Annotated in this window: 6 protein-coding genes; 3 read left to right on the forward strand and 3 right to left on the reverse strand. The window is 57.7% G+C overall.

The genetic code is table 11. The features are described from left to right. Positions 1–88: 88 nt before the first annotated feature. Complete coding sequence (gene dnaB, locus T370_RS0115385; protein WP_005024809.1) at positions 89–1,438, reverse strand: replicative DNA helicase; 1,350 nt, start codon at positions 1,436–1,438, stop codon at positions 89–91. An 819-nt stretch (positions 1,439–2,257) separates the two neighbouring features. On the opposite strand from dnaB, the gene T370_RS0115395 reads away from it, so the two are divergent. Then, complete coding sequence (locus T370_RS0115395) at positions 2,258–6,907, forward strand: bifunctional diguanylate cyclase/phosphodiesterase (RefSeq protein ID WP_029436242.1); 4,650 nt, start codon at positions 2,258–2,260, stop codon at positions 6,905–6,907. A gap of 385 nt (positions 6,908–7,292) precedes the next feature. Here T370_RS0115395 and T370_RS0115400 read toward each other — a convergent pair whose 3' ends face one another. Then, a complete protein-coding gene (locus T370_RS0115400; protein ID WP_029436243.1) occupies positions 7,293–8,219 on the reverse strand; it encodes a sensor domain-containing diguanylate cyclase in 927 nt (308 codons plus the stop codon). Positions 8,220–8,222: 3 nt separating this feature from the next. Next, a complete protein-coding gene (locus T370_RS0115405) occupies positions 8,223–8,744 on the reverse strand; it encodes a V4R domain-containing protein (RefSeq protein ID WP_005024814.1) in 522 nt (173 codons plus the stop codon). A 213-nt stretch (positions 8,745–8,957) separates the two neighbouring features. On the opposite strand from T370_RS0115405, the gene T370_RS0115410 reads away from it, so the two are divergent. Together T370_RS0115410 and T370_RS0115415 are read left to right on the forward strand one after the other, a co-directional pair. After that, positions 8,958–9,725: a hypothetical protein gene (locus T370_RS0115410; RefSeq protein WP_029436244.1), complete on the forward strand. Its 768-nt coding sequence runs from the start codon at positions 8,958–8,960 to the stop codon at positions 9,723–9,725. A 388-nt stretch (positions 9,726–10,113) separates the two neighbouring features. Further along, on the forward strand, positions 10,114–11,601 hold the full coding sequence (locus T370_RS0115415) for a helix-turn-helix transcriptional regulator (RefSeq protein ID WP_029436245.1): 1,488 nt from the start codon (positions 10,114–10,116) through the stop codon (positions 11,599–11,601). Positions 11,602–11,674 lie beyond the last annotated feature (73 nt).

Genomic DNA, 11,674 nt, shown 5'->3' on the forward strand with positions numbered 1-11,674 from the left:
GGGGAAGGGGGGCAGAAAAGCCTCCCTTCCCCAACGCTTCTGTATCCTCTCAAAAGAAATGTACGCTTGCCGAATCCACCATCGCCGATCATCGATCCTTGGCAAGCGGTTCGAAGGCGGTGTACTGCGGCAGGAAAGCCAGTTCTACGGTCCCGACGCGCCCGTTGCGGTGCTTGCCGATGATAAGTTCCGCGATGCCTTTTTTCGGCGTATCGGGCTTGTATACCTCGTCGCGGTAAAGGAAGATCACGATGTCCGCATCCTGTTCAATGGCTCCGGATTCACGCAGGTCCGAGAGCATGGGGCGGTTGTCTTTACGTTCTTCAACTTTACGGTTGAGCTGCGAAAGGGCCACGACCGGTACGTCGAGCTCTTTGGCTATAGCCTTGAGCGAGCGGGAGATATCCGAAATTTCGAGTTCACGGGAGTCCGTGCGCCGTGAAGAGCGCATAAGTTGCAAATAGTCGACCACGATGAGCCCGAGGCCGTGCTCGGCCTTGAGCCGCCGTGCCTGTGAACGGAGTTCAAGAGTGCTGATGGCGGGCGTTTCGTTGATGAACAGCGGCGCGGTCCGGAGCAGATCTGCGGTTTCGAAGAAGCGTGCTCCCTCGGCTTTGCTGAGGCGGCCTGTGGAAAGCTGCTCCTGCGGAATCTTTCCCCACAGGCTGATCATACGCTGGACAAGCTGGTGTTCGGACATTTCCAGCGAGAAAATGCCCACGGGCGCGCCTTCGCTGATGGCGGCACGCATGGCGAGGTTGAGGGCGAGGGCGGTTTTGCCCATCGCAGGGCGCGCCGCGATGATGATCAGATCCGAAGGCTGGAGCCCCCGTGTGATGGCGTCGAGTTCGGGATAGCCAGTAGCGAGCCCGGTGATCCCCCCCTCTGCGGGTTTGAGCACGGCGTCCACCACGTCTCCCACGAGCGCCTGCACCGGCCGGAATCCGCCGGAACTGGTGCGGCTGGATACCGCCATAACGGATTGCTCGGCCTCGTCGATGAGCCCGGCCAGATCCTTTGAAGTGTCGAAGCCCGTCGAAACGATTTTAGCCCCCGCCTCGATGAGCCCGCGCTGGATGGATTTGTCGCGTACGAGCTTGGCATAATACTCGGCGTTTGCCGCGCTGACATGCGACTGCGCCAGATCCGCGATATAAGCCGCGCCGCCCGCCTGTTCCAGCGAGCCTTGATCGCGCAGATGTTCCGCAAGGGTAACGAGATCCACTGGCCGGTTATCGGTGTGAAGCCCGAGGGCGGCCGCGTACAGCGTCTGATGCGCGGGCAGGTAAAAATCTTCCGGGTGCAGCATGGGGGCGATCTGCCCCATTGCGGAAGGGCGCAGGATCAGTCCGGCGAGCACGGCCCGCTCGGCTTCCACACTGTGGGGCGGGACCCGGCGCGCGAGATCCGTTGTGGCTGTTTCGAATTCTGTCTTCATGGCGTTGTGTGAAAAAGGTTGGAGGCGCCGTCCGCGCCCTTTCTTCCGAGGGTAGGATTTTTCGGCGAAAAGGGAAAGGCCTGCCAAACGAACTCCTTCGGCCTGTTGAAGCGCTGATCCACAGCCGTTTTCCTGTTTGGGGCAGGGTGGCTTCTGCTTTTTCTGTGGGCGGATGAAGCTTTCTTATGTCCTCCTTTGTTTTCTGAAATACTGAGGAGGCCCTCACAGCCCTTGCGCATGAAGGTGTTTCGGGGGATCGCGGAGGGCATTTGGCCGTATCCCGGTGGCCGATATACCGAAAAAGGGTGGGTATGGAGCCGCATCCTGGAGGGCATATTGCCGCAGGTGGTCATTCTGACGAACCGTACCACTCCTGCCCAACGATAAGGGCAGGCTTATCCCGCTCCGCCTGAGGGCGCCGGGGTTTGCCATCCTTTTCCGTACGGCATAACCCCCGTTATGGATATGAGGATTTTTATATTTTTCGCCGGGTTTTCACTAAAGGGGTTGGAATGCTTCCTTGGAGCATGTGCATCATACTGCGTAACCTGTTTTTGCAGTCAAGGTAACGGTACGGGAAACGATTGTATGGTAAGGGAGGTGACCGTTTTCCATCTTCCTTTTACGTAGCTGTCCTATTGCTGGGGCCCCTGTGTGAAGAAGGGGAACTGTCCCACATCCGAAAAACCGCGATTCATTCATGGGAAGATAATCTCTTCAAGAGCCTGTATTTTCCCGTTTGAGGCGCCTTTTTGCCTCCTTGACGCCCTTCGGGACACAGGCTAGTGATCACAAAATATTTTTTGATCTGGTGCCCCTATGCAAACAATCGCTTCCCGTTCCGAGGACGTCGTCCGCCGTTTTTTTGATGCTTACCTCCATTTACGCGATCTGGATAAAACGCTTGAGTGCCTCGCTGACGATATCCGCTGGATAGGGACAGGAGATTTTGAACGTGCCGGCAAGGGTTTTTGCGATTGCCGCGAGCTGCTTATCGAGGAGTTCAAGGCCACGCCGGGCTCCTTCGACGTGAAGCTGCGGAATCTCTATTCCGTGGAAGCGGGCAAGGCGTGCTATACGGACGGCGACATGAGCGTCGTCGATCCATCCAGCGGAAAAGGGGTGAACGTCCGCATTTCCGCGATGTGCGGCGAAGTCCCGGATGGGCGCTGCCTCATCCAGGGCATCCACGCCTCCCTTCCCAGCGGCGAACAGCCGGACGGCGAATTCTTCCCTACCTCTTTCCTTGGGGAAGGGAACGAGCTTTCCTCGCAGTCCCGGCGCAGCGCGTTCCAGCTGCTTAAAAACAGCATTCCCGGCGGGCTTATCGGCGGCTATATCGAAAAGGGCTTCCCCCTCTATTTCATCAACGATCAGCTCCTCGGGTACCTTGGATATAGTTCGTATGAAGATTTTGTGGAGGACACGGGAGGGATGGTTGAAAACGGTATCCATCCCGGCGACCGCGACCGCGTCAACACTCTAGTCAATGAGTCGATGACCGTCACTGACAGCTATGAAGTCTCCTATCGGATGCTCAGGCGGGACGGGTCCTACATTTGGGTCCTTGACCGGGGATTGCGCAATATTTCCGAGGACGGGCGGCCCGTTATCGTCAGCATCGTCGTCGACATCACCCGCTCCCATGAGCTTCAGGAGCAGCTTCAGCAAAGCGTGGTTTCGCTCAAGGAAAAGAACGCCGAACTGGAAGCCTGCCACGCCGTGGTGTTCAACGGTTTTGCAAAGCTCGCCGCCGATGCCGAGTACACCATCCTTGAGGCCAATGATCAGTTTTTCTGTATGATCGGGTATACGCGGGAAGAAGTCCGCGGCCAGTTCGGCAATCGCGCCATCAACTTTGTGTATGCCGAAGATTTGATCGTGGGCAACGACGAGATCCGCAACCGCAAAGCCACCGGGCGGTTCAGCATCCCTTTCCGCGTCCGCCGGAAGGACGGCAGCGACATATGGGTGCGCCTGGACGCCTGCCGCGCGGAAGAGCGGTGGAACGGTCATGAGGTGCTGTACTGCTTCTATACCGACATTGACGAGCAGCAGCGCCGTGAGGCCGACTACCGCCGCCAGCGTTATTTTATGTCTTTGATCGATTCCAGCCTTGAGGGGGGCTTTTTCGTTACTGACGGAGGCGACGAGCGGCGCTTGGCCTACATCAGCGAGGGGATGCTGCATTTCCTCGGCTATGAGCCGGACGTTTTCCAGGGGTTGATGGCGGGCGGCCTTGAGGCCATTGTTTGCTCCGATGACGTGGCCCTTTTCCGCACCGCATGGCGCGAGGCCGTGAACGGCTGCTATGAGCAGGAATACCGCATCAGAAAGGGAGACGGGCAGGTCATCTGGGTCCTTGAAAAGGGGCGGCTCGTTGTGGACGGGGAAGGAGAGCCCGTGTGCATCTGCCTGCTCCTCGACATCACCGAACGCAAAATGCGGCAGGACGAGCTGATCCGCCAGACCCGGCTCGATCCGCTCACGGGGCTCTACAACCGCGAGTACGCGCAGCAGTTTATCCAGACGTATTTGGATATCCACCGCGGAGGGCATTCTTCCGCCCTGCTGGTGTTCGATCTCGATCATTTCAAGCGCGTCAACGATCGCTATGGCCACCTGCGCGGCGACGCCGTGCTGATCGCTTTCGCCAAGCTGTTGCAGGAATCTTTCCGTACCCGGGATTTTGTGGCCCGCACGGGCGGGGATGAATTCATCGCCTTCATGCAGGATGTCCCTTCGCGCACCGAGGCGCTGGACGTCTCCAGGCGCATCCGGGAAGCCATGTCCGCCACGCTTGGCAATGAATATGCGGATTGCAAGCTTTCCGTGAGCATCGGCGTGGCCTATTCCCATGAGCAGATCTCTTACGATGCCCTGTTCCAGCTCGCGGACGACGATATGTACCGGATGAAATTCCGAGCCCGGGGAGGCAGGGAACTGGACGATCTTCCGGTTTACGACTCGGAAGGAGAGCATTCCTGCCTGTTCCGGTATGCTTACGGCCTTGTTCTGCGCATTGATCTCGATACGGGGTTGTATACCGTGCCGTATGGGGAATTCCTCGCCCGAAAGAAGATCCCGTCTCAAGGCGACTATGAGGCCATGCTCAAGGAGGCGGTACGCTCCAACATCGTCGCTGAGGATAGCGAAGACGTGTATGCGCTTTGCCGCATCGAAAATTTGCGGCAGGTGTTCGAGTCGGACAAACGGGAACTCCTTTGCGAATACCGGGCGAAGATGTCCGCAGGGGGAACCCGTTGGATCCAGTCACGGTTCTTCTTCGCCACGTCGGGCCGTTCCCGGCTGTGCTACAGCACTATCACCGACATCACTGAGACACGGCATGAGCGCGAGCGCAGCCGCGTCGCCCTGCTGTATGACTTTGCCCTGAGTGAGGAGTCCGGGGAAATCTACGAATGCAACCTCACCCGGAACACCTTCCGCATCATCCGGCACTCCAGCGGGACGTTCCTCCCGCTTCCCGATGAGGGCAGGCTGGACGACCTGAAGGCGATGGTGAGGGAGTCCATGATCCACCCCGAAGATCTGGAGCGTTACGACAGGGTTGTCGCAAACGCCCGTTCTCTCCGGCTGAACGACGGCGTGTTGAAGGAAGATTTCCGTTGCCTGTGGCGGGATGATAGTTACCATTGGGTAACAGTAAACGTCCTGTGCGTGGAAGATGCGGACAAGCTTCATTTCGTCTGGGTGCACGGCATCGACGACCGCAAACGGCTGGACGAATTTTCCCGCGAGAATGCCGAGCTCCAGCGGCTGCATATGATGGACGAGCGTTACCGGATCATCGTGGAGCAGACCAAGAGCGTGGTGTTCGACTGGGGGCCGGAACAACAGCTGCATTATGCGCCGTATTTGGGCTCGCTGCTGGATTGCCGCAACAATCCCGGCAATGTGCCGGACATGCTCCGGTCATTGACGGTGCACCCGCGTGACATGGCCGATTTCAAGGCGTTTCACGCTTCGCTGTACCGTGAGGATCAGGTGGAGACGACGGTGCGCCTGCGCCGCCGTGACGGCGCGTTCATTTGGTGCCGCATCGCGGCGACGCTCAAGCGCGATGCGCAGGGCAAGCTCCTGCGTATTGTGGGTACGATCTCGGACATGGATGATAACGTGCGGGCACTGCGCCATCTGCGCTATCAGGCGGAGCACGATCCGGTTACGGGATACAGCAATTTCGCCAAGTTCAAGACGGACGCGGCGGAATTGCTGGCCGCTCGCGGCGACCGCAAATATTCGCTCTGGTACTGCGATATCCGCAACTTCAAGTTCATCAATGATATCTACGGATACGACATCGGCGACGAGTTGCTCAGCTATTGGGCCGAGCTCATCGCGGAAGGCGCGCGCCCGGGAGAGACGTTCGGGCGTATTTCCGGCGACAACTTTGCCCTGCTGCGGTGCTATCGGGATATCGACGATCTGGTGGCGCGGTTCCTGCGCTGTTCGGATCTGCTGACCCGGTTTGAAGGGTTGGCGAATCGCCGGTTCCGCGTGGAGATGATCGCGGGTATTTATCTGGTCGAGCGTCCAGAGGACATTCTCAGCATCGACGATATGCTCGACCGGGCGAACCTTGCGCAGAAGAGCGTAAAACATCTCAGCGGCAGCAAGTACGCCTTATATTCCGAGGAGATGCGCAAGCGGGTTCTTTACGAAAAGAACATCGAGAGCTGCATGGAGGAGGCCCTGCGCAATCGGGAGTTCTGCCTCCATCTTCAGCCGCAGGTGGATATCCAGCACGGCGACGCGCTGTTTGGCGCCGAAGTTTTGGTGCGTTGGGAGCGCCCGGGATACGGGATGGTCTCGCCCGGCGACTTCATCCCGCTGTTCGAGCGCAACGGGTTCATCGTGGATCTGGATGCTTTTGTGTTCGAAGAGGCGTGCGCCTATCTGGCGTCCCGGGGTTCGCGCGGCCTGCCTCCGTTGAGGCTTTCGGTGAATGTGTCTCGCCTGAGCATTGCGCAGGGCGATTTCCTCGACCGTTATTCAGCGATCCGTGACAAGTACGGTATCGATTCCGGAATGCTTGAGCTTGAGTGCACCGAGACGATGGTGATCCGTAACTTCGCGCTGTTCCGTGAACTGATGGCGGCCCTTCCGTCCCGTGGGTTCCGCAGTGCGATGGACGATTTCGGCACGGGGTACTCGTCGCTCAACATGCTCAAGGAGATCGCGCTCGACGTGCTCAAGCTGGACATCGCCTTTTTCCGCGACACCGAAGGCACGCCCCGCGAGCGCGCCGTGGTTGAGAGCATTGTGCAGATGGCCCGCGCACTCGGCATGTCCACCGTCGCCGAAGGCGTTGAGAAGCAGGAGCAGGTGGAGTTTCTCCGCTCGATCGGGTGCAGCGCGATTCAGGGCTACATTTTTTCCCGACCCGTCCCGCTCGCTCTCTTTGAGTCCGTCGAGGCCAGTTTTCCTCTGTATGTAGAAGGGTAGGGGGAAAACCGGGGGAGGGGGAAACTTTCTAGAGAAAGTTTCCCCCTCCCCTCCCCCGGACCCCCTCCTCTCCCTCTTCAAAGATTTTTGACCTTATCGAATCCCTGTTTGCAGTTTTCCTGAAAGGGCAGAGTGTTGTGCGGAAGGGTTCCTTACGGCGCTCTGTTTCTCCTCTTAAGCGTGGAGGCGTGGCTGTTCATGAGCCGTTACGATGCTGAAAGGCTTAGAGAAGGTGGAGTCACTTCGGGTGGTTTTTGTATGCAGGGAACGCGGGGATTCGAATAGCTAGGGATAGCTTTGGAAAGAGAGGGGGGGGCGCAATCCGCCCCGGCGGTTTTGGGAAAGGGAGGAAAAAGCTTTTTCAGAATCCCCGTCCCGGCATCCCTTATCCTGCGGAGCAGACACGGTTTCGTCCTTCCTGCTTGGCGCGGGAGAGGCGGTGGTCGGCGATCTGGATGGCATGTTCAAGGATTTCGACGGAATTGAAGGTATTGAGCAGTTCGGATTCGCCGATAAAGGATAGGCCGAAGCTGGCGGTGATGTTCAGTTCCGCGGCCGGGCCGGAAATGGGGGCCAGCGAGCAGGCTTCTCGTAATCGGTTGACGTGTTCGGCGCTTTCATCTTTGGTCATTCGGGGGATCAGGATGATGAACTCGTCGCCCCCGAAACGGCAGCACAGATCATCTGCCCGGCAGGCTTCCCGCAGGCGGCAGGCGAAGAGCTGGAGGACCCTGTCTCCGTTGGCGTGCCCGAAGTGGTCATTCACGTTTTTAAAGTTGTCGAGATCGGCAAGGGCGAGGCAGAGCGCCGAATGGGAATCCTGATAGGATTCCTTTGCGCGGCGGAGTTCGCTCATGGCCAATTTGAAGAATGTACGCCGGTTGAGGAGCCCGGTCAGGATATCCTCGTCCGTAGACATCCGGTACCGTTCAAGCAGCCGGGAAAGCTCCTCGGCCTTGCTATGCATCTCCCGGCTCATCTTGTTGAATGCCTTGGAGAAATCCCCCATGAACGACACGGATTGAGAATAATCCCCCTGCGCGACGCGCTCCATCTGCCACGTAAGATGACGCAGGTTGGCCTCTGTAGCCTTGAGTGATCCGGCCACGAATCCGCGCGCCTTGCTCCCTCTGCTCAGGTCTCCCTTGGACAAAGCTTGTACGTGCGCGCGGATTTCGGCCAAATCATAGCAGAGCTTGCCGAAAGGATCGTCTTTAGGCAAGTCGGCGATGGAATCCACAGACCACTGGGGGTCCATGAGGATGGACGTAAGAAGCGCTGTCGCTTCGTCCGTCGAAAGGGGAGCGGTCATGTATCACTCGGTAGCCGGTTTGACTTCAAAGCGGCACGTTCTGTCGCCCGTACACCAACAGTCAACTTCCTTGGCTTCGAAAGATTTACCCGTAAAGCTCTTAAAAAGGCCCGAAATGAAACCTTCGTCGTAGGTGCAGACGACATGTCCCAAATCCGGGAGTCCGGAACAGTCCAGATCTTCCGCCACCGTGAGCGTGAACTCAAGCTTGTCCATATCGGCCCGCTCAACATGGAGGATGCCGACATTCATCTCTTCAAGGGCGGCCTGAACCTTAGCGACGAAATCGCTGAATGATGCGCATTCTCCTACGTACCGTTTGCAGAATTCTGTCCCAGCGAGGAATCCCGCTTTATATAACAGCCTGTCGGACTGTTCCGTACCGTATTCAGTCTCAAGTACGTCCCGTAAAGTATATTGGAAGAGCCTGTAGATTTCAAGGCGAGCCGTCTTGCCAAGGTTGGGGCGGCCAAGCTCCATGTCACCGATATACTTCCAGTCAAAGGCATAAAGACGGTTTTCCATAGTCTCTCCCGTGATAATAAAAGAAGAAGGGCTGGCGGAATATACCGTTGTCTTCAAATGAAATCAATATGTTCTTTATTATAACCCTACAACTCCCTTTTTGCGTCGGGCTCCAATCATACCTCCATCAGCCTTGACAAAAGGGATGATTTCCTGTCTGGCACTGGCAGTGCGCGGCGTTCCGTGGACACGACAATTTGAGAGGGCTCAATCATGAAACATATCCTTTTCGGCCTTGCCGCCGTGCTGTTCGCCTCTTCCGTCGCACTGGCGGATGATCAGCTTACGGCTCAAGTGAAACCTGCCTCCGCCGAGGCGGCCCAACCCTCCGCCCCCGTTCCCGCCAAGGTTCCTTCCGGCGCTGATGCCGACGTCCATACCGCAAATTCGGAATCAGCCGCTTCCGCCGAAAAGCCCGCTCCCACCGGGGAGCGCGGCATCGGGGCTTTCTCGCTCGGCATGTCCGAAGATGAGGCGAAAGCGCTCGGCGCAAAACCCACCGACAACGCCGACATGCTCCAGCTTCCGTTCAAGTGGATGGAGGCCGATTGGACTTGCGTGGTGCAGTTCCAAGAGGGCAAGGCGGTTGCGGTAATCCTGTATGCGAATATGAGCGATCCGCTCCTCGCGCGGGTGTTCGACGACCTGCGCGCCCAGGATTGTATGCCGATAACCGTGCAGCCCGCGATGGGCCATGCCGATCTTTATCAGCTTGCGGCACAGGGAAAGAGCGACGACGAATGCTGGACGGCCATGCGCAAGCGCCTCAATGTCTTTTCCACCGCCACTGAGGGGGCCTGTTCCGTCTTGTTCACGACGCAGGGCTTTTTCAAGGCGCTTGCCTCCACCGTCAAAGATCCTTCCAAAGAGGAAGCCATCCTCACTGAACATACCGCCGCTCCCGTTTATGCCGTGAATATCGATATGTCAGCGAACCAGCTGACTTATCTGATCACTTCTTGGGGGTTCATATCGAAATGACGGATTAAGCTGGAAATGAAGAGAATTGCGCCAGGTATGTTTTTGGGCGCAGACAGGGGTTCCGGGGCGGTTCAGGCTGACTCGGGACCCCCTGTTTATATCTGGGGCCTGAGGCCGCCAGGACGTTTGTCCGTATCTTCAAAGTGTTCCCGTTCCGGTTGGCTGCTTTTACCCTTTTTGCGGTAGAAGAGGAACCGCAATTAGATATATCTATAGTTGATGCAAGCATAAATCCAATGTCAACGGACGGCAACACTTTATTGCAATATACTGTTATTACAATCAATAATAAAATTCTACTTAAATATATTTTTTTGTAGATAGCAAAAAAGCCTTGACAGGGGCTTACGTTTAGAAAATAGTTATATCAACTAATGGAGCTAGTCTGATGATGGAGCTAGACAACTGTCCCTGCTCGGGAGCGAACCTTCCCCGGTTCGTGCAGCCTGTAATTTTGGCGGTACTGTCCTCCGGGCCACTGCACGGATATCTTGTGGTCCAACGCCTTGCGGAAACAAGCCTTTTCCGCAAACAGCCTCCGGATGCCACCGGCGTCTACCGGATGTTGAGGAATATGGAGCAGGAGGGGGTGCTGGAGTCGGACTGGGAGCTTGAGAACAGCGGTCCGGCCCGCAAGCGGTACACGCTGACGGAAAAAGGCGGGCACTGTCTCGACCAATGGATGCGCACGCTGACTTCGCATCAGGCTTTCATCGCCAATTTGCTCTTGTTTTTGCAGGATGCGCGCTCAGGCATGAATTCGGAACCATGCCCTATGCCGGAGCATTCCGTTTCCCTATCTCCGCAGGAGGTGTTCCTGTCCGCCGGATCGCCTTTTCCACCCGCCTCTTGCGGTTGCGGGACACCTCAACCTTTTGCCGGAGCCGTACATATGGATACCTATTCTTTCATTGACGCGCTCAAAAATCGGGCACTGCGCGGTATGCCTGTTTCGCGGGATGAGGTGTTGCGCTTGCTGGCCCTTGCGCCGGATTCGGAAGAAGCGGCCTACCTTGGGCGTGCGGCCCGGGATATCGCGCATATTGTGGTCGGCAACGAAGGGCGGGTGTGGAGCGCCATCGGCATCGATTGCCGCCCCTGCTCGATGAACTGCGGGTTTTGCGCGTTCGGCGAAAAGTGGGGCCTGATTACGGAACAGCATGAATGGAGCGATGAAGCGATCATCAAGGCGGCGCGGGCTTTCGTGGATGAGGGCGCGTCGTGGGTGACGTTGCGGACAACGGAATTTTACGGGCTTAACCGCTTGTGCGCGCTGGCGAAAAAGGTGCGCGAGGCTGTTCCCGGGAATTACGGGCTGGTGGTGAATACCGGCGAGTTCGGGCCGCTTGAGGCGCGGGCGATGATCGCGTCGGGCATTGATGTCGTGTATCACTCCCTGCGGCTTGGGGAAGGGCAGACGACATGCTTCCGGCCCGAGGAGCGCAAGGCCACGCTGGCGGCGGTGCGGGATTCGGATCTCAAGCTGGCGCATCTGGTGGAGCCAGTGGGTCCTGAGCACACGGATGATGAGATTGCGGACGTGCTTATGACGGCACTTTCCAATGGCGCGGCCTTGAGCGGCGCGATGGCCCGCATCAACGTCAAGGGTACGCCCTTTGAATCGCACGATCCTCTTCCGGATCTTCGACTTGCCCAGATTGTGGCGATCACCCGTATCTGCGGAGGTGTGAACGTACCGGACATCTGTGTTCATCCCCCCCGCAAGGAGGCGCTTGAGTGGGGCGCGAACGTTGTGGTCGTGGAAACCGGCGCCGTGCCTCGGAATGACGCCGAGTGCTCCGCCGAGTGGCAGGGCTTCACCGTTGCCGATGCCAAGCAGCTTTTCAGGGATGCCGGATATTTTGTGAAGGATTAGCGGAATGATTGGAGGGGGGAAGGGGGACCCTTCTGTAGAAGGGTCCCCCTTCCCCCCTCCAAACCTCCCCTCT

It is taken from the genome of Bilophila wadsworthia ATCC 49260, assembly GCF_000701705.1.
Classification (GTDB): Bacteria; Desulfobacterota; Desulfovibrionia; order Desulfovibrionales; family Desulfovibrionaceae; genus Bilophila; species Bilophila wadsworthia.